The organism is Lutimaribacter marinistellae (genome assembly GCF_042648365.1).
GTDB lineage: Bacteria > Pseudomonadota > Alphaproteobacteria > Rhodobacterales > Rhodobacteraceae > Lutimaribacter_A > Lutimaribacter_A marinistellae.
Genome location: NZ_JBHRXI010000010.1, coordinates 119275 through 136496, shown reverse-complemented (window position 1 = coordinate 136496; position 17222 = coordinate 119275). Strand labels below are relative to the sequence as shown.

The 17222-nt window shown below is 60.4% G+C and carries 19 protein-coding genes; 11 read left to right on the top strand and 8 right to left on the bottom strand.

The window, feature by feature from the left end:
• Positions 1-82 precede the first annotated feature (82 nt).
• Positions 83-3427 carry a carbamoyl-phosphate synthase large subunit gene (gene carB / locus ACFORG_RS09460; RefSeq protein ID WP_386735178.1) on the bottom strand — a complete coding sequence of 1115 codons (3345 nt, stop codon included), beginning with the start codon at positions 3425-3427 and terminating at the stop codon, positions 83-85.
• A 196-nt stretch (positions 3428-3623) separates the two neighbouring features.
• On the opposite strand from carB, the gene ACFORG_RS09455 reads away from it, so the two are divergent.
• The 3 genes from ACFORG_RS09455 (at position 3624) to ACFORG_RS09445 (ending at position 7243) form a co-directional block, all read left to right on the top strand.
• Positions 3624-4295: a CPBP family glutamic-type intramembrane protease gene (locus ACFORG_RS09455; protein ID WP_386735177.1), complete on the top strand. Its 672-nt coding sequence runs from the start codon at positions 3624-3626 to the stop codon at positions 4293-4295.
• 98 nt (positions 4296-4393) lie between these two features.
• Complete coding sequence (aspS, locus tag ACFORG_RS09450; RefSeq protein WP_386735176.1) at positions 4394-6169, top strand: aspartate--tRNA ligase; 1776 nt, start codon at positions 4394-4396, stop codon at positions 6167-6169.
• Between the two features lie 354 nt (positions 6170-6523).
• Positions 6524-7243: a GNAT family N-acetyltransferase gene (locus ACFORG_RS09445; RefSeq protein WP_386735175.1), complete on the top strand. Its 720-nt coding sequence runs from the start codon at positions 6524-6526 to the stop codon at positions 7241-7243.
• A gap of 164 nt (positions 7244-7407) precedes the next feature.
• Here the strand turns inward: ACFORG_RS09445 and ACFORG_RS09440 are convergent, their stop codons facing one another.
• The gene (locus ACFORG_RS09440) at positions 7408-8127 is read right to left on the bottom strand and encodes a response regulator (RefSeq protein ID WP_386735174.1); all 720 of its coding nucleotides are present in this window, start codon (positions 8125-8127) and stop codon (positions 7408-7410) included.
• 151 nt (positions 8128-8278) lie between these two features.
• On the opposite strand from ACFORG_RS09440, the gene mce reads away from it, so the two are divergent.
• From mce to ACFORG_RS09425, 3 genes are all read left to right on the top strand, one after another.
• Positions 8279-8683, top strand: a complete 405-nt coding sequence (gene mce, locus ACFORG_RS09435) for a methylmalonyl-CoA epimerase (protein ID WP_386735173.1) — start codon at positions 8279-8281, stop codon at positions 8681-8683.
• A 36-nt stretch (positions 8684-8719) separates the two neighbouring features.
• Positions 8720-9004 (top strand): DUF1467 family protein, encoded by a 285-nt coding sequence (locus ACFORG_RS09430; RefSeq protein WP_386735172.1) that lies wholly within the window; start codon positions 8720-8722, stop codon positions 9002-9004.
• A gap of 62 nt (positions 9005-9066) precedes the next feature.
• The gene (locus ACFORG_RS09425) at positions 9067-10386 is read left to right on the top strand and encodes a ferredoxin reductase family protein (RefSeq protein WP_386735171.1); all 1320 of its coding nucleotides are present in this window, start codon (positions 9067-9069) and stop codon (positions 10384-10386) included.
• A 5-nt stretch (positions 10387-10391) separates the two neighbouring features.
• Here the strand turns inward: ACFORG_RS09425 and ACFORG_RS09420 are convergent, their stop codons facing one another.
• From ACFORG_RS09420 to ACFORG_RS09405, 4 genes are all read right to left on the bottom strand, one after another.
• The gene (locus ACFORG_RS09420; protein ID WP_386735170.1) at positions 10392-11222 is read right to left on the bottom strand and encodes a c-type cytochrome; all 831 of its coding nucleotides are present in this window, start codon (positions 11220-11222) and stop codon (positions 10392-10394) included.
• Between the two features lie 83 nt (positions 11223-11305).
• The gene (locus tag ACFORG_RS09415) at positions 11306-11998 is read right to left on the bottom strand and encodes an EI24 domain-containing protein (RefSeq protein ID WP_386735169.1); all 693 of its coding nucleotides are present in this window, start codon (positions 11996-11998) and stop codon (positions 11306-11308) included.
• On the bottom strand, positions 11995-12573 hold the full coding sequence (locus ACFORG_RS09410; protein ID WP_386735168.1) for a nitroreductase family protein: 579 nt from the start codon (positions 12571-12573) through the stop codon (positions 11995-11997). The genes ACFORG_RS09415 and ACFORG_RS09410 overlap by 4 nt, the downstream gene beginning before the upstream one ends.
• 370 nt (positions 12574-12943) lie before the next feature.
• Complete coding sequence (locus tag ACFORG_RS09405) at positions 12944-13192, bottom strand: hypothetical protein (RefSeq protein WP_386735167.1); 249 nt, start codon at positions 13190-13192, stop codon at positions 12944-12946.
• 307 nt (positions 13193-13499) lie between these two features.
• Here ACFORG_RS09405 and ACFORG_RS09400 point away from each other — a divergent pair, with 307 nt between their 5' ends.
• The 5 genes from ACFORG_RS09400 to ACFORG_RS09380 all read left to right on the top strand — a co-directional run bounded on the left by ACFORG_RS09400 (position 13500) and on the right by ACFORG_RS09380 (position 15244).
• On the top strand, positions 13500-14015 hold the full coding sequence (locus tag ACFORG_RS09400; RefSeq protein WP_386735166.1) for a M48 family metalloprotease: 516 nt from the start codon (positions 13500-13502) through the stop codon (positions 14013-14015).
• Complete coding sequence (locus ACFORG_RS09395; protein ID WP_386735165.1) at positions 14012-14380, top strand: YigZ family protein; 369 nt, start codon at positions 14012-14014, stop codon at positions 14378-14380. Before ACFORG_RS09400 ends, ACFORG_RS09395 begins: the two co-directional genes overlap by 4 nt.
• Positions 14381-14453: 73 nt before the next feature.
• A complete protein-coding gene (locus ACFORG_RS09390) occupies positions 14454-14705 on the top strand; it encodes a DUF6455 family protein (protein ID WP_386735164.1) in 252 nt (83 codons plus the stop codon).
• A gap of 15 nt (positions 14706-14720) precedes the next feature.
• Positions 14721-14990 (top strand): DUF6455 family protein, encoded by a 270-nt coding sequence (locus ACFORG_RS09385; RefSeq protein ID WP_386735163.1) that lies wholly within the window; start codon positions 14721-14723, stop codon positions 14988-14990.
• Positions 14882-15244: a DUF6455 family protein gene (locus tag ACFORG_RS09380; RefSeq protein ID WP_386735162.1), complete on the top strand. Its 363-nt coding sequence runs from the start codon at positions 14882-14884 to the stop codon at positions 15242-15244. Before ACFORG_RS09385 ends, ACFORG_RS09380 begins: the two co-directional genes overlap by 109 nt.
• Here ACFORG_RS09380 and ACFORG_RS09375 read toward each other — a convergent pair.
• Both ACFORG_RS09375 and rimO read right to left on the bottom strand, forming a co-directional pair.
• Positions 15213-15614 (bottom strand): thiol-disulfide oxidoreductase DCC family protein, encoded by a 402-nt coding sequence (locus ACFORG_RS09375; protein ID WP_386735161.1) that lies wholly within the window; start codon positions 15612-15614, stop codon positions 15213-15215. The two genes, ACFORG_RS09380 and ACFORG_RS09375, sit on opposite strands and share 32 nt — an antisense overlap.
• Before the next feature lie 129 nt (positions 15615-15743).
• Complete coding sequence (rimO, locus tag ACFORG_RS09370) at positions 15744-17132, bottom strand: 30S ribosomal protein S12 methylthiotransferase RimO (RefSeq protein ID WP_386735160.1); 1389 nt, start codon at positions 17130-17132, stop codon at positions 15744-15746.
• Between the last annotated feature and the right edge of the window lie 90 nt (positions 17133-17222).

The following is a 17222-nucleotide window of genomic DNA, read 5'->3' as shown; positions in this document are numbered from 1 at the left end:
ACGGTTCGCATCGCGCAGTCGGACCCGAAACGCCGAAACGCGTTTCAGGGTCTTTTACCACATGATGACCATGACCCTCCGGTCAGCCTTGCAGCGACCGGACCTCAATATCGCCCTCGGCCTGTGCCTCGATGGCACGGGCGGCGGCATGGGCCCCGGCAGCCGTCGTGAAGTAGGGGATCTTGTCATAAAGCGCCGTTGATCGGATCGCCTTGCTGTCCTCCACAGCCTGCGCGCCCTCGGTGGTGTTGATCACCAACGCGATGTCGCCGTCCTTGAGCATATCGACCACGTTCGGACGGCCCTCGTAGACTTTGTTCACCTGCGTGCAGGGCACGCCGTGGCCATCCAGCCAGGCCTGCGTGCCGCGGGTCGCGACGATATCGAAACCCTGCGAGACGAGCGATTTTGCCGCATCGAGCATCGCGTGGGTCTTGTCGTCGTCACGGATCGAGATGAAGGCCCTCCCCGAGGACGGCAGCACCATGCCGGCACCCATCTGCGCCTTGAGGAAGGCGCGGGCAAAGGAGCGATCCCAGCCCATGACCTCTCCGGTCGAGCGCATTTCGGGGCCGAGGATCGTATCGACCCCGGGGAAACGTGCAAAGGGCAGAACGGCCTCCTTGACCGAGAACCACGGCATGTCCGGATCGGCCAGCGTCATCTGGTCGGCGATCTTGGTGTCGTCCACCGCCTTGTAGGGTGGGCGCATCGGGAAAGCCGACAGTTTCTCACCCGCCATGACGCGCGCCGCGATGGATGCAATAGCGCTGTCGGTGGCTTTCGCGACAAACGGCACGGTGCGCGACGCACGGGGATTCACCTCGATAAGGAAAACCTCGCCATCCTTGATGGCAAACTGCACGTTCATCAGGCCAACGACATTCAATGCCTTGGCAAGTGCACGGGTCTGTTCCTTGATCTCGGCGATGACGTCCTTGTCTAGCGAGTAGGGGGGCAGCGAACAGGCGCTGTCACCGGAATGCACGCCCGCTTCCTCGATATGCTGCATGATGCCGGCGACATGTACGGTTTCACCATCGCAGAGCGCATCGACATCGAGTTCAACCGCGCCCGCAAGATAGCTGTCGAGCAGCACGGGGCTCTTGCCCGAGACAACGACCGCTTCGTTGATGTAACGCTTCAGGTGATCCATGTCGCGAACGATCTCCATCGCGCGACCACCCAGAACGTAGGAAGGCCGGATCACCAGCGGAAAGCCGATTTCCTCTGCGATGGCGAGCGCCTGCGCATCGGTCGACGCGATTCCATTGCGCGGTTGTTTCAGGCCAAGACGATTGACGAGGTCCTGGAAACGCTCGCGATCTTCGGCGAGGTCGATCGCGTCGGGCGTGGTGCCGAGAATCGGGATGCCTTCAGCCTCCAGCGCGTTGGCAAGCTTCAGCGGGGTCTGACCGCCAAACTGCACGATGACACCGTGCAGCGTGCCGTTCGATTGCTCGACCCGAAGGATCTCCATGACGTGCTCGAAGGTCAGGGGCTCGAAATAGAGGCGGTCCGAGGTGTCGTAATCGGTCGACACGGTCTCGGGGTTGCAATTGATCATGATCGTTTCATAGCCCGCGTCGGTGAGCGCGAAACAGGCGTGACAGCAGCAATAGTCGAACTCGATCCCTTGGCCGATGCGGTTCGGACCGCCGCCGAGGATGACAACCTTTTTCCGATTCGAGGGCCGCGCCTCGCACTCCACCTCGCCCATCACCGGGCTTTCATAGGTCGAATACATGTAGGGGGTCTGCGCCTCGAACTCGGCGGCGCAGGTGTCGATCCGCTTGAACACGGCGGTCACGCCCAGGTTCTGCCGGGCCCTGCGCACATTCTCTTCATCGCGGCCGGTCAGCGCGCCGAGCCGTGCATCGGTGAAACCCATCATCTTGAGCGCGCGGAGACCTTCCTCGGTCACCGGCAAACCGTCTTTGCGCAGCCGGCGTTCGGCTTCGACGATTTCGCGGATGCGGGCCAGAAACCAAGGATCGAATTTGGTCACGCCGAAAATCTCGTCATCGGACAGACCATGCCGCATCGCCTGCGCTATGGTACGAAGGCGATCCGGCGTCTGCTGGCTGATGGCCTTGATGACGGCGGCCTTGTCGTCCGCCTCGTCCCACGCGTCCACGTTCAGGCCGGGAATGGCGATCTCGTCGAAGCCGGTCAGGCCCGATTCCATCGAAGCCAGTGCCTTTTGCATCGATTCGTGGATGGTGCGGCCGATCGACATCGCCTCGCCGACCGATTTCATCGCGGTGGTCAGGTATGGTTCAGAGCCGGGAAACTTCTCGAAAGCAAACTTCGGGATCTTTGTCACGACATAATCAATGGTCGGCTCGAAGCTGGCCGGTGTGACCTTGGTGATGTCATTGTCCAACTCGTCCAGCGTGTAACCCACCGCCAGTTTCGCAGCGATCTTGGCAATCGGAAAACCGGTGGCCTTGGAGGCCAGTGCCGAGGACCGCGACACGCGCGGGTTCATCTCGATCACCACCATGCGACCGTCATCTGGGTTGACCGCCCATTGCACGTTCGAACCACCGGTCTCCACACCGATTTCACGCAGCACGGCGATGGAGCCGTTGCGCATGATCTGGTATTCCTTGTCGGTCAGTGTCAGCGCGGGCGCCACGGTGATGGAGTCACCGGTATGTACGCCCATTGGATCCACGTTCTCGATGGAGCAGACGATGATGGCGTTGTCGGCCCGGTCCCGGACGACCTCCATCTCGTATTCCTTCCAGCCCAGCAGGCTTTCGTCGACAAGGATCTGGTTCACCGGGGAGGCATCGATGCCCGACCGGCAGTAGTGGATGTAGTCTTCGCGGTTATACGCAACGCCGCCGCCGGTTCCGCCGAGGGTAAAGGCGGGGCGAATGATAGCTGGCAGGCCGATGTCCTCCAGCGCATCGAGCGCGATTGCGACGCCCGCGTCGAGATCGGCCGCACCATTCGGTTTGGTCGGAGCCGTGACGATCGTGGCGCGCGGGTTTTCCAGCCCGATCCGGTCCATTGCCTCGCGAAACAGCTTGCGGTCTTCGGCCATCTCGATGGCCTCTCGCTTGGCGCCGATCATCTCGACGCCGTACTTGGCCAGCACGCCCATCTCTTCGAGCTTGAGCGAGGTGTTCAGGCCGGTCTGTCCGCCCATCGTCGGCAACAGCGCATCGGGACGCTCTTTTTCGATGATCTTGGCAACGACCTCAGGCGTGATCGGCTCGATATAGGTGGCATCGGCCAGACCGGGGTCGGTCATGATCGTCGCGGGGTTCGAATTGACGAGGATTACGCGGTAACCCTCTTCCCGCAGCGCCTTGCAGGCCTGCGCCCCGGAATAGTCGAATTCGCAAGCCTGCCCGATGACGATGGGCCCCGCCCCGATGATCATGATCGACTTGATGTCGGTTCTCTTCGGCATGGCGTTTCCCCTGATTAACGTCCCGAGTCGAACGCCCCGGCGGCGCTCAAATTGTCGTGGGTTATAGGGATGGACAGGAAAGGTGCAAGGGGGTTCCGGGCAGAGCGTCGGACACGCGGCACGGAACCTGCGGCGGGGCTTTCACGTTCCAGATGCACCCCAATTGGAAACCCACGCAGTCAAACCCGGCAGCATCATGAAAAGGTCCGTCTTACTCTACCAGCCTGACAGCTACCGCACGCAGCTGCTTGCCGAGTTCGTGACGCTGTTTATGGCCGTTCCCCTGTTCGTCGCTTTCCTGCTTCCTGCCGAAGGGTTCTATCCTGCGCTGTTCCTATTCACCGGTCTGGGTCTGGCTCTGTTACATATCACGCCGGGCTTTGCATGGGCCGAGTTGTGGCGTGGTTGGTCGAACTGGCGCAGTATCGAGTTGGTGGCAGCCTCGCTTGTCGTGCTGGTCGGATGTTTGGCGGTCATTCACCTCGTCCGGCCCGAATCCGCCTTCTACCTGCTGAAGCAGCGGCCCGACCTTCTGCTCGTTTTGTTGTTGTCCTACCCGGTCTTGTCCGTGCTTCCGCAAGAGCTGATGTTCCGGCCTCTTTTTTACCGTCGCTACCATTACATCCTGCCAACCGGTTGGCGGGCCGATGTGCTGAACGCCGCCGTATTCTCTTTTGCGCATCTGATGTATTGGAGCTGGATCGTCGCTGTCATGACTTTTCTCGGTGGGCTCGTCTTTGCGCGCGCGTATCGCGCGCGCGGCTCCTTTGCGCTTGCCGTCCTGCTCCACAGTCTTGCAGGTAACATCATCTTCATCGTGGGTCTGGGTGCTTTCTTCCTCGTCGTGAACGCGGAACGCCCGTTCTGAGCTGCGCTGCCGCCTGTTTCAGCCCTATCCCTTGACTTCCCGCCTTCATCGCGGTGTATCGGCGCGACGCTTTTCTGCCCAAACAGGGGACATGACCGATGCACGCCTATCGCAGCCATACCTGCGCAGACCTAACCGCCGCCAATGTCGGCGACACTGTTCGCCTTTCGGGCTGGGTACATCGCATCCGCGATCACGGGGGCGTGTTGTTCGTGGACCTGCGCGATCATTTCGGCATCACTCAGGTTCTTTGTGACGGCGACAGCGCCGCCTTTGCCGAGCTGGAGACGGTCCGCGCCGAGTGGTGTATTCGCATCGACGGCACGGTAAAGGCGCGGGATCCGGAACTGGTGAACCCGAAGATCCCGACCGGCGAGGTCGAAGTCTACGTGCGCGAGATCGAAATACTCGGTCGCGCCAATGAGCTGCCTCTGATGGTCTTCGGTGATCAGGAATACCCGGAGGAGACACGCCTGCGCTATCGCTATCTCGATCTGCGACGCGAGGCGATGCAACGCAACATGGCGCTTCGGTCCGACGTCGTGGCGTCTATCCGCCGCCGCATGTGGGACAAGGGATTCCGCGAGTACCAGACGCCGATCATCACGGCATCCAGCCCCGAAGGGGCGCGCGACTTTCTCGTGCCGTCGCGTCTGCACCCGGGCAAGTTTTACGCCCTGCCGCAGGCACCCCAGCAGTTCAAGCAGCTGATCATGGTTTCGGGCTTCGACAAGTATTTCCAGATCGCGCCATGTTTCCGTGATGAGGATCCGCGCGCCGACCGCTCGCCCACAGATTTCTACCAGCTCGACATGGAGATGTCCTTTGTCGAGCAGCAGGACGTGTTCGATACCATTCAACCTGTCCTCGCCGGCATTTTCGAGGAGTTCGGCGGTGGAAAGAAGGTCGATCAGGTCTGGCCGCAGATCTCCTATGCCGACGCCGCGCTCTGGTATGGCACCGACAAGCCCGACCTGCGCAACCCGATCAAGATGCAGGATTGCTCCGAGCATTTCCGCGGATCGGGCTTTGCGATCTTTGCAAAGCTGCTGGAGCAGGAAGGCACGCAGATCCGTGCCATTCCTGCCCCCGGCGGCGGATCGCGCAAATTCTGCGACCGGATGAATGCGTTTGCCCAAAAGGAAGGTCTGCCCGGAATGGGGTATATCTTCTGGCGCGAAGGGGCTGACGGCATGGAGGCTGCCGGACCGCTTGCAAAGAACATCGGACCCGAACGGACCGAAGCAATCCGTCAGCAACTGGGCCTCGGCCAGGGGGACGCGGCCTTTTTCCTTGGCGGCAAACCGAAGAGCTTTGAGCGGGTTGCCGGCAAGGCGCGCGACGTGATCGGAGCCGAACTGAACCTGACAGATCAAGACCGCTTCGCTTTCGCCTGGATCGTCGATTTCCCGATCTACGAGAAGGACGAGGAAACCGGGGAAATCGATTTCGAACACAACCCGTTCTCGATGCCCCAAGGCGGGATGGAGGCCCTGCAAGGCGATCCGCTCGCGGTGCGGGGGTATCAGTACGACCTTGCCTGTAACGGATACGAACTGGTGTCCGGCGCGATCCGCAACCACAAGCCCGAGATCATGCTCAAGGCTTTTGAATTGGCAGGCTACGGCGAGGACGAGGTCAAAAGCCGGTTCGGAGCCCTCTACAATGCTTTCCACTATGGCGCGCCGCCCCACGGTGGGTGTGCTGCCGGGATCGACCGGATCGTGATGCTGCTGGCCGAGACGTCGAATATCCGAGAGGTCATCATGTTCCCGATGAACCAAAGGGCCGAAGACTTGATGATGCAGGCACCATCCGACCCGACATCGGATCAGCTGATGGAACTGGGCCTGCGGGTGATCCCCCAGGAGTAAGGCTCAGAACAGCCGTTTGTAGATAGCGAACACTGCCTGTCCCAGCTGTGGGGCAGGGATTTTCGACGACATTGCGCGGGCGGGGCGCGTTTGTGTCAAAAGTCGCGGGCGTGGTAGGGGTGTATTGCTTGTTGCTCCTGAAATGAATGACGGCGGTCGTTGCAAAGGTTCGTTCGCAAGCCCGATCGTTTGTCGTCAATTCGATGCGAGCGGCTTCGTGATATTGTCCTTCGACCGGCAAGTGTTCCTTCCAGCGTCGTTTCGTTGCCTTGGTTTCCGCGGTAGGCGTTTCGCCCTTTCCTCGGCGGTCTTGCCGTGCATATTTTCATCCTGTTCCAAACGAGGAGTGAACCGATGAAGGATCCTCGCCCGCGCGGTCATTTGGTCAGGGGATGGACAGCACCACCGCGGCCAGATGGCGCCGTGCTTTCTGGGCGTTACGCCCGGCTCGAACCGCTTGACCCGGACGCTCATGCGGCGTTGCTCTACGACGCGTTTGCCGGGCATGACTGGGTCTGGGACTATATGCCGGTCGGACCGTTCGCATCGGCGGCGCAGTTTCACCGCTGGATGCGGGACGCGGTGACGCAGGATGATTTTTGTTTCTACGCGATCCGCGATCTGGAACAGGACGCATGGGGTGGGTTCGCGTCTTTGATGCGCATATCGCCCGAGGCAGGTTCTATCGAGGTTGGTTTCATCGCGATGGCCCCTCTTTTGCAGCGGACCCGCGCTGCGACCGAAGCGATGGCTCTGATGATGGAATGGGCCTTTGCTGCAGGCTACCGCCGGTATGAGTGGAAGTGCGATGCGCTCAACATGCCGTCACGCCGCGCCGCTCAAAGGCTGGGTTTCAGTTACGAAGGGATTTTCCGTCAGGCGGTGATCGTCAAGGGACGCAACCGCGACACTGCCTGGTTCGCCGTGATCGACAAGGAATGGCCCGCGTTGCGCGAGGCTTTTTCTGTCTGGCTGTCACCGAGCAATTTTGACGCAGCTGGTCAACAGAAAGAGCGGTTGTCGGATCTCACGCGCCTTGTCCGCGTCAGCACGGATCCTGAGCTTTCGAACTGACCAGTCCGGGTGCCGGCGCTCCTCTTGGCCCGATAACCAGATTCCGGATTATCGGGTTCGGTTGCGCGGCACGGCTTTTTCGAATTTCGCGTGCCGCGATGCGAGTTTGCCAATAAAGCGCTATGCCCAGCGTGGCGATCATCAGCATGAAATCCACGATCATGTCAGATGGCCCGTCGTTGCTGCAGCCGGTCCTGCACAAGTCCGGCCACCCGTGCTGTGTCTGCACCAAGCGGCCCGCCCCGCGCGCAAGCCCGGGACAGGCCGCGTGCAGCTTCGGCCAGCGCATGATCCTCTGCGGCGCGTGCCACACCGCGCAGGAACTGAGCGGCGTAGTTCAACACCGTACGGTCAGACACCTCGTTCAACAGGTCGACGGCATGGGCCATGTCGTCACGATAGGCAATCGGATCGGGGCAGATTTCCTCGTCCAAAAGAAGCCGCGGCCCCCGCGGTTGGCGATCTGCCGGCAGGTGCGAGAGAACGGTTTCCTGAAACGTGGAGAGGGAACGAATGGGCTTGGCAAGAAAGCCGTCGGCACCAGCTGCCAGCGCGATGCTCTCGGCGTAATTGTCTCCGGACATTCCAAGGATGGCGCCGACGCGAGGCGTCGCATGGGCCTGATCCTCGATCAGGTCGGCGCCCGATCCATCCGGAAGGCCCATATCGACGATCAGGACGGATGGCCGGTAGATCTGAAGATGGCGTTCTGCCGAACGCAGGCAATCCGCCCTTCTGATCCGCGCACCGCTGCGCAGGCAAAGAAGCCTCATCGCCTCGCAGGCATAACGGCTGTCTTCGACGACTAGGATTGTCAGCCCCAACAGTGGGCGCGCGGCTGTGGGCACGTGATAGGGGGCGGAAAACAGGTCGGAATCGTCCATGTCAAAGTTCCTCTACAGCGGGTGGGATCAAGCTAGGCTCTGACGGCTAATGGACGGTTAACGACGTTCCGGCGCGCGCGCTTTGGCGCACTTGCCCTTTGGCGACGCGGGCCGCATAACACGAGGCGAATTCCAAACGAGGGGACACCAGATGATCGGCCGCCTGAACCATGTCGCAATCGCCGTACCGGATCTCGAGGCGGCTTCGGCGCAATATCGAAACGCTTTGGGCGCCAAAGTCGGCGCGCCGCAGGACGAACCCGATCACGGCGTGACGGTCGTCTTCATCGAACTGCCGAATACCAAGATCGAACTGCTCTATCCGCTGGGCGAAGACAGCCCCATCAAGGGGTTTCTCGAAAAGAACCCGTCAGGGGGTATCCACCATGTATGCTACGAGGTCGAGGACATCATCGCCGCGCGCGACCACCTAAAGGAAACCGGTGCCCGTGTTCTGGGATCGGGTGAGCCAAAGATCGGTGCACATGGCAAACCGGTTCTTTTCCTGCACCCAAAGGATTTCAACGGCTGTTTGGTGGAACTTGAGCAGGTCTAACGTTATATCCGGCCCAAGAAACCCGGAGTTGCGCCCATGTCCATAACCTCGGCTCTTGTCCTGTTTGCCGTGATCTGGTTCCTGACCTTTCTTCTGGTCATACCGATCCGGCTGAAAACGCAGGGCGACCTTGGCGAGATCGTGCCCGGCACCCATGCCGGCGCGCCGGAGATTCACAACCTGCGCCGCAAGGCATGGGTGACGACGTGGATTACACTCGGCCTCTGGGTCGTGATCACTGGCATCATCCTGAGTGGCTGGATCTCGTGGACCGATTTCGATTGGACAAAGAACTTGCCGCCGGTCGGCGCGCCGGACTGATCTGACAGGCTCGGTCGCGTCGCTTTCTTCGGCGGGTATTCCACTCGGAGGAAGAAAGGACGATGCCCGTCTGGCTCATCTATCCTGCCTGCGCGGCCGTCATGCTCGCGCCCTTGTTCCTGGCTTGGCTCCAAGGCGCGCCGCCAAGGGGACTGCTGGACGAATTGGCATCTGGGGCAGGACTGCTTGCCGCGGCGATCATACTGCTGGAGTTTCCTCTGTCCGGTCGCTTCCGCCTGATCTCGCGCAAGATCGGCATGGACGTGACGATGCGCTGGCATCAGCGGCTTGGGCGCATTGCTGTCGGCTTGGCGCTGATGCACCCGTTCCTGTACCAAGCCAGTCGAAATCCTCCACTGCCATGGGATGTCACGCGCCAGTTTACGATCAGTTGGACGCCCGAAACGATCCTTCCGGGACTCGCCGCTTGGTGTCTTCTTGCTGTTCTTGTTGGTCTTGCTATCTCGCGTAGCGATCCCGGGCGGCGCTATCACCGCTGGCGGTTGGGGCACGGGCTGTCGGCCCTCGTCCTGTCCGGCCTGCTTGTCTGGCATATTCTCGCGGCAGGGCGATACAGCGCCGATCCTTTGCTCATCGCATTCTGGCTGGCGCTGGGTACCGTGGCGGTTCTTGCCCTTGCCAAAGTCTATCTTGTAGGGCCGTGGCTGCGCGCCCGACGCCCTTGGCACGTCGCCAGGGTGAGGCTCGTCGCAGATCGGACATGGGAACTGGTTCTTGCGCCCGAGGGGCACGAGGGGCTGCGATACGAGGCCGGTCAGTTCGCGTGGCTGCATCTTGGGCGGCATGCGTTTTCCGTCGCCGACAATCCGTTCTCCATCGCCTCGTCCCCGTCACGAGGAGACGAATTGCGTTTTGTCATCAAGGAACTTGGCGATTTTACACGCAGCCTGTCCGGAATTCCAATCGGGGCGAGGGCATATGTCGACGGACCCTACGGGCACTTGACCTTGACCGGCCATATCGCGCCGGAGATCGCAATGATCGCGGGGGGTGTGGGTATTGCACCCATGCTCGGATTGATCGACGAGTTGCAGTCGGCCAACGACACCCGCCCGGTCACCTTGATTTACGGAAACCGCGTTGAGGAGCAAATCGTCGATAAAGAACGTCTTGAAATACTACAACAAACGGGTGACTTGCGTGTCATTCACGTTCTTTCGCAGCCGCCCATGGGGTGGGGCGGGGAAACAGGTGTCATCGATCGACAGGTCCTGTCACGAAACTTTCCTGACGCCGGACAGCAGGATCGTCTTTACATCCTGTGCGGGCCTCCGGCGATGCTCAACTCGGTGCGGTCCGACCTGTTGGCGATGGGCGTGCCGAAACGACGGATCCTGTCAGAGGCCTTCGTATACGACTGAGCCAATCAAGGGTCAGGCAGTGGTGGAAGCGTTCGAAGATATCGGACCACAGCCTCAAGATCGTCGGAAGTCATCATGGCATAGTGATGATAGCCCATTGGTGGTTTCATTCTCGACCCATCTGGCCGGGTGCCTTGAGTGATCATCGCCTTGATTTCCTCATCGGAATAAGCGGCCAGCCCGTCTTCATGACTGGTGATGTTCGGAGCGATGGACACGCCCCAAGGTCCGTGAAATTCGTATCCCCCCGCGCCAAGATGTGTATCGAACATTGGACCCTTCGGACCAAACGTGCTGTGACACTCCGTGCAGTGTGCCACCGGACCGGCAAGGTAGGCACCGTACTCCACGGTCGGGCCGCGTGCGGGTGCTTTCACGCTATCAACCGGCGGTCCATAGGCGGGAGGCAGCGGGATATTGTAGGTTGAGTTCGGTGTTTTTGCATCATTTGCCGGCAGGCTGCGCAGAAACGCGATAATCGACGCCAGGTCGGCATCGGACAGGCCGCGATACAGCGTCATGGGCATAGGAGGGCCGATGACACTGCCATCCGGGCGAATACCCTCGCGGATCGCGCGGGCGAGTTCGGCGTCACTCCAATCGGCGACCCGGCCGCCTGGCGTTATGTTTGGGGCCCATGCTTCGAACTGGGCGTTCTTTTCGACCATGAACCCGGCCAATTCGTTACCCATGTCCGGGCCATTCGGTCCCTGTGGCGTATGGCAGTTCCCGCACCCTGCGGGCCCGCGCACGAGGTATTCGCCACGCTGCATCGAGACATCGGCCCCGACGCTGCCAGCGGCGAGCATAACGATGGCTGCAATCGTTTTTCGCATGTCATCCTCCCGATCGCGCCAGCGGGAAATCCCGCCGCGTCAACTCAGGATAACACGAATGCTTGCGCCACGGGGCCGCGTTCTTACCGCCCGCTCACCGCGTGATAGATATGGGTAAAGGTAGCGGCACCCAGGATCGGGATCAGCAGGTTCACAAGAGGGATCGACAGGGGAATCGCCATGAGTGTTCCGGCCATCCAAATCGTGGGCATATGCCGGCGCCGCAATTCTCTCGCCCCTTCGCGGCCCACCCGCCGCATCGCCGCCAAAGTGAAGTACTCCCGCCCCAGCAGAAAGCCGTTCATTCCCCAGAAGATGAACGGGGCAAAGGGTGGAAAAAATGCATAGAGAACCAGTGCCAGCAGGTTCGCCAGAATAATGATACCCAGAAAGCCCAGAGTGTCCCACAGAGCGTCCAGAAACGGCAGGCCGGGCACAGGCGGCAGGGCAGGGTAGTGCCGATCCTCGACCGCCTGCGCGACCTCGTCCAGGAACATCGAGGTGATGGCCGAAGCGACCGGCACCATCAGGAAGACCGAAAGCACCATCATCAACAAGATCGAGGACCAGCTTACAAGGTCGTTGAGCCAGGCAACTTCGCCGATCCACGGCAGCGTCGCCTCCTCGCCTACCAGCCAGTTGATAAGCCAGAGAAAGCCGGAATAGGCCGCGATCAGCAACAGGATCGTCAGACCCACGCCAAGGTACAGAACCTTGCGGAACCGCGGATCGCCCATCTGCCCGAGAGCGGCGAAAAACGCGTTTACGATTATCATTCCGAAAGCCACGCGGTTATCGAATCCAGATCGGGGCGCGGCCGTTCAGGTGGAACGGTGCCCTCTGTGGCGATGTGCACGATTCCCGCGACCCTTTCGTTTTCGGCTAGGTCAAAAGCTTCCTCCACAAAACCACGGTCATGCGTGGGCCAACCAGATAGCCAGTTGGCGCCCCACCCAGCTGCAAGCGCCGCGTTTACCAAGGCAAGGCAAACGGCACCCGCAGAGTAGCTTTGTTCGATGGCGGGAATCTTCTCCGAAGGTTTCTGCACTTCGATGACGGCGACGGCCAAAAGGCCTTGGTCGAACTGTGTACGTCCCTTGCCGATATCGGTTTCGTCCTTGCCAAGCGCCCGCCCACGGCTTTCTGCCAGATTGGCAAGTCGGGCCATGGCACCCTGTTCGATTACCACGAAGCGCCACGGCTCCAGCTTTCCATGATCAGGGCTGCGCGCCGCTGCGGTCAGTAGCTCTCGCAACTGCTCTGGGTCGGGTACCGGGGGAACGAGGGTTTTTGCAGGGCGCGACCGGCGCGTCAGCAGAAAGGTCAGGGCGGCGTCGTTGCGGGGAGGCATGTATGTGAAACCCTTTTACATGGATCGTTGCGTATGTCGGTCATGGGCGACGGCGTTTCAAGGGTAATTCTTTCGTGATAGCCGCCCAATTGGACAGCTTTCCCGCTCAAGGTACGGTATGAAACAAACTGTCGGAGGTCCCATGCGATTCGCCCTGCCTTGTCTCGTAACCGTCTGCGTCGTGTTGAGCGGTTGCCAGACTTCCATGTCCGGCTCGGCGCGCGTCGGTGTATCGACCCAGACACAGGTTTCGACTTCTACCCGCGGGGGCGTTGCCCCAGCCCATGGCCGCACACCGCAAGAGCGCGCCGCAGCGCGGAAATACTATATGGGACCGCGTGGGGACGAATGGTGACCCGGGTTGGGCACACTACTGTTCCTGCTCCGGTACCTCGCGGAGCTGGTAGACGCCTTCAGGCAGGTCAAGCGCCGCTGCAAGGTCGCGTAACTGTTCCGGCGACAATGTTATCCTATTAACGCGGTCGGTTCGGGCGTCGTATTGTTCAATCGTCACGCATTCCGCGAAACTGTTGATGACGACATCCTCTTGCAAGGGCGTTTCGCCTTCATCGACAAGGGTGATGACGGTCGAGTCGAATTCATGTTCGATGGTAAACATGTCGGCACAGTGCAAGCGGTGTGCCGCCAATGCAAGTGCACCATTCTGGAACCACATGTCTATTGGGACAGTTAAGTCGTAAGCTTAAGAAAAAGGGTTATCCATGCGCCGGATTCTTTTTGTCCTTGCGCTGGTCGTCACCGGATGCGGCGCACCGCCCCCGCCGCAACCCTCAGCGCCCAGCACTCCAGCGGCCCCGAGCCGAACCGAACGCATCGCGCCTCAGACTGCCAATGCAACTTTCGCAGCGGTCACGCGGAACGTCGGACCCGTGGCAGAGCGGGAATGCCGCCGGAGAAATAGCCAGATGAACTGCAGTTTCCGGATATTCATCGACACGCGACCGGGCGCACCTCCGAACGCCTTTCAGACGCTCGACAATCAGGGTCGGCCGGTCATCGTGTTCACGCAATCCATGGTTCAGACCGCCCGGAATGCCGACGAACTTGCTTTTGTCATGTCACACGAAGCTGCACATCATATCGAAGGCCATCTTGCCCGGGTGAACCGTGATGCGGCGCTGGGCGCGATCGTGCTGGGACAACTCGTGGGCCTCTCGGGCGGGGGGGCCTCGGCTGTGGATGCCGCGACGCAACTGGGCGGATTGGTCGGATCGCGGACGTTTTCAAAGGATTACGAGTTAGAGGCCGACCGGCTTGGCACGGTCATTGCGGCCCGCGCGGGTTACAACCCCTTGGTTGGTGTGCAGTTCTTCGAACGTATTCCCGACCCTGGTAACCAATTCCTGGGAACGCATCCGCCCAATGCGCAAAGGTCCGAGCTTGTACGCCAGACAGCACGCTCCATCGGTTTCAACGGATGAGGCAATTGAACAGGCTGGGCGTCGTGCTCAGTGATCGCGGATCGAGATATGCGGTGAGCGGCGCGCGCGTCGTCTCGCGCGAAGACATCGACGCTGTTCTGGCAGAGCTCAAAAGGGATCGTGCCTATGCAAAGGCGACCCACAACACGTGGGCGGCGGTCCTTCCCTCCGGCGCACTCAAGGCGGATGACGGGGAAGGCGGGGCAGGCATGGTCATATTGCGGATGATGGAACGCGAGGGGATGACCGACCACGTTGTCATCGTAACACGCTGGTACGGCGGTAAGAAATTGGGTGGAGACCGCTTTCGCCGCGTTCAGGACGCCGTGCGCGCCTATTTCGAGCATCAATCAGGCTCGCTTTGACCTGCATCAATGGCAATCCTCCAAGGCACTTCTATCGTGAGGGCAACAACTGCGCGAACCAGAGGACAGTGCCATGCCCAGCCGAGATCAGATTAAGCATCACGCCCATCTCGTCGACGGGATGGCCACTACGCTCGGGATCGACTTGCAAGAGGCGGCCCTGAATGGCGACGTCTCTATGGACGAGGTGTCGGAGGCCGTACTCAGTTGCACCGCTTGCACCAATCCAGGGCACTGCGCCGGTTGGCTGGAGGAGACACGAAAGGCCGAGCGAACCCCGGAATACTGCCGAAACCAAGATCTGTTCACTCGCCTGATTCCATGAAATGAGGAGGCCGATATGCGCCCTCTGGGATCCCTGATGCATCACCTTCGCCTTGTCATGCGCATGGCAAAATCGACGGGAACTGACCTGGTCGACGCGTATGATGATGGGCGGCTGAGCCAAGATGAGTGGGCACACATGGTTCAAACCTGTCGCGGTTGCCAATGGTCCGAACGATGCCCGGGCTGGCTGGACGAGCACGAAATAGCAGCGACTGTGCCGGCAACATGTCCGAACCGCGCACGCTTTGCCGCGCTCAAAGCTGGTCAGGAGATGCGGCAATGATCGTTCAGGGTCTTGGGGCTATTGATCATCATTTCTTTTTGACGCGCGGAGTGGCTCGCGCCATGGGCATATCTTTGACCGATGCAATGGCCCAAGGGCGCCTTACTGCTGAGGGTTATGCCGACATGGTGGCGCGGTGTCGCGGCTCTGATTGCGCTGGAAATTGTCAGCTTTGGCTTGCACACCAAGCAGCCCAGGCAAAGGAGGCCCCGCGCGACTGTGTCAATGCCGACGCGTTGAACCGTTTGCGCTAAGGCGTTGTTTTCGCAAGCGGTGCCAGCGGTAGATCGCAGGAGCCAATACGAAATCATAAGTCAGGCTTGCCACCTGTTTGACTCCCGGCAGCCCGACGACTCGTCCCAGCCAGCGATAGCGCGGCATCTCTGCCCAAAGTAGCAGGAACCCATCGATGCCGCCGCGCATTTCGCCGTTCTTGACGACATACAGCCGCTTTGCGGCATCATCCCTGCTCAGGCCCCAATGGGTCAGATCTGCGGTGTTCAGATCGTCGAACCGGATTGGCAGGTCGCTGGCCTCGGCATGGTTGCGATAGTGGCCGATCTCGAAATTGCAGATCGGGCACTCGGCGTTGTATAGGACGCGGGTTTTGGTCGTTTCCGTCATGTGCCGAAACTAGTGCGCGCATCCGACTCGGCCAGTGAGACTGATCGAACCTAAAGTGATGTCCGACCAAGGCTCTCCAAGCTGCGCGCAAGGCAAGGAGAATCCAGCTGTCCACAGCCTGTGGATAGGTCAGACTCGTCTACCCCAAAGATCATATTCCCCGGCCTCATCTACTTCGACGGTCAGGATATCGCCGGGTCTCAGGTCTTCGAACCCTTCGTCGATGAACAGGTTGCCGTCGATCTCGGGCGCGTCGGCCTTGGTCCTGCAGGTCGCGGCCTCGCCATCAACGGCATCGACAATGACTTCAACCGTTTTGCCAAGTTTGGCCTGCAACTTCGCTTCGGAAATGGCCTGCGCCTTCTCCATGAAGCGTTCCCACCGCTCCTGCTTTTGCTCTTCTGGAACATGATCGGGAAGTTCGTTCGACCTTGCGCCTGCCACGTTTTCATATTTGAAACATCCAACGCGATCCAACTGCGCTTCGTCCAGCCAGTCCAGCAGTGTTTGAAACTCGGCCTCTGTTTCCCCCGGGTAGCCGACGATGAAGGTGGACCGCAGGGTGATATCTGGACAGATGTCGCGCCATGCCCTGATCTCATCAAGCGTTCGCGCTGCCGCCGCCGGACGAGCCATGCGTTTGAGAGTGTCAGGATGCGCATGCTGGAACGGAATGTCGAGATAAGGCAAGAGGTTCGACCCAGCCTCGGCCATCAACGGGATCAGTTCGCGCACATGCGGATAGGGGTAGACATAGTGCAGCCGCACCCATGCACCCAGCTGCGCCAACTCGCGCGAGAGATCGGTGATATGGCTGCGGACCTCGTGGTTTTTCCACAGGTTCTTGTCATACTTTCGGTCCAACCCGTAAGCGCTTGTATCCTGTGAGATAACCAGAAGCTCTTTCACCCCGTTATCCACAAGTTTTTCCGCCTCCCGAAGAATCGCATGCGCAGGTCTGCTGACCAGCTTGCCACGCATGTCGGGGATGATGCAGAACTTGCACTTGTGATTGCAGCCCTCTGAAATCTTGAGGTAGCTGAAATGGCGCGGCGTCAGCTTGATCCCCGAAGCGGGCAGCAGGTCCACGAAAGGATCAGGTGAGGGGGGCACGGCCTGATGAACGGCATCCAGCACCTGCTCGTATTGATGCGGCCCGGTTACTGCGAGCACGCGCGGATGAACGCCGGTAATGTATTCGGGTTCTGCTCCAAGGCACCCGGTCACGATCACCCGCCCATTCTCTACCAGTGCTTCCCCGATGGCTTCGAGGCTTTCGGCCTTGGCGCTGTCAAGGAACCCGCAGGTGTTCACGATCACGGCGTCTGCCCCGGCATAGTCGGGCGAGACGCCATAACCCTCGGCGCGCAGGCGCGTGAGTATGCGTTCGCTATCCACCAGGGCCTTGGGGCAGCCCAGTGAAACCATGCCAATGGTTGGCTGGCCATCACGGCGGCTGTCGTCCACGCGGGCAGCGGGCGCAAGATCGGGGCGGAGGCTCGGGGGGTTCGTGCTCATGCGCGGCATATAGAGTGCTCTCGCCATGCTTGCAATTGTGCAGACGTGCCTTGAGATCTGGCGTAAGCTGTCGGCAAAAAAGGCAAGGAG

What these genes read in the sequence shown, in the direction of transcription:
- carB (WP_386735178.1), bottom strand. Translation starts at nt 3,427, where the DNA reads ATGCCGAAGAGAACCGACATCAAGTCGATCATGATCATCGGGGCGGGG.
- ACFORG_RS09380 (WP_386735162.1), top strand. Translation starts at nt 14,882, where the DNA reads ATGCCCGGGCTGGCTGGACGAGCACGAAATAGCAGCGACTGTGCCGGC.
- mce (WP_386735173.1), top strand. Translation starts at nt 8,279, where the DNA reads ATGATCGGCCGCCTGAACCATGTCGCAATCGCCGTACCGGATCTCGAG.
- ACFORG_RS09455 (WP_386735177.1), top strand. Translation starts at nt 3,624, where the DNA reads ATGAAAAGGTCCGTCTTACTCTACCAGCCTGACAGCTACCGCACGCAG.
- aspS (WP_386735176.1), top strand. Translation starts at nt 4,394, where the DNA reads ATGCACGCCTATCGCAGCCATACCTGCGCAGACCTAACCGCCGCCAAT.
- ACFORG_RS09400 (WP_386735166.1), top strand. Translation starts at nt 13,500, where the DNA reads ATGAACTGCAGTTTCCGGATATTCATCGACACGCGACCGGGCGCACCT.
- ACFORG_RS09420 (WP_386735170.1), bottom strand. Translation starts at nt 11,222, where the DNA reads ATGCGAAAAACGATTGCAGCCATCGTTATGCTCGCCGCTGGCAGCGTC.
- ACFORG_RS09375 (WP_386735161.1), bottom strand. Translation starts at nt 15,614, where the DNA reads ATGACGGAAACGACCAAAACCCGCGTCCTATACAACGCCGAGTGCCCG.
- ACFORG_RS09430 (WP_386735172.1), top strand. Translation starts at nt 8,720, where the DNA reads ATGTCCATAACCTCGGCTCTTGTCCTGTTTGCCGTGATCTGGTTCCTG.
- ACFORG_RS09425 (WP_386735171.1), top strand. Translation starts at nt 9,067, where the DNA reads ATGCCCGTCTGGCTCATCTATCCTGCCTGCGCGGCCGTCATGCTCGCG.
- ACFORG_RS09445 (WP_386735175.1), top strand. Translation starts at nt 6,524, where the DNA reads ATGAAGGATCCTCGCCCGCGCGGTCATTTGGTCAGGGGATGGACAGCA.
- ACFORG_RS09395 (WP_386735165.1), top strand. Translation starts at nt 14,012, where the DNA reads ATGAGGCAATTGAACAGGCTGGGCGTCGTGCTCAGTGATCGCGGATCG.
- ACFORG_RS09405 (WP_386735167.1), bottom strand. Translation starts at nt 13,192, where the DNA reads ATGTTTACCATCGAACATGAATTCGACTCGACCGTCATCACCCTTGTC.
- ACFORG_RS09440 (WP_386735174.1), bottom strand. Translation starts at nt 8,127, where the DNA reads ATGGACGATTCCGACCTGTTTTCCGCCCCCTATCACGTGCCCACAGCC.
- ACFORG_RS09390 (WP_386735164.1), top strand. Translation starts at nt 14,454, where the DNA reads ATGCCCAGCCGAGATCAGATTAAGCATCACGCCCATCTCGTCGACGGG.
- ACFORG_RS09385 (WP_386735163.1), top strand. Translation starts at nt 14,721, where the DNA reads ATGCGCCCTCTGGGATCCCTGATGCATCACCTTCGCCTTGTCATGCGC.
- ACFORG_RS09415 (WP_386735169.1), bottom strand. Translation starts at nt 11,998, where the DNA reads ATGATAATCGTAAACGCGTTTTTCGCCGCTCTCGGGCAGATGGGCGAT.
- ACFORG_RS09410 (WP_386735168.1), bottom strand. Translation starts at nt 12,573, where the DNA reads ATGCCTCCCCGCAACGACGCCGCCCTGACCTTTCTGCTGACGCGCCGG.
- rimO (WP_386735160.1), bottom strand. Translation starts at nt 17,132, where the DNA reads ATGAGCACGAACCCCCCGAGCCTCCGCCCCGATCTTGCGCCCGCTGCC.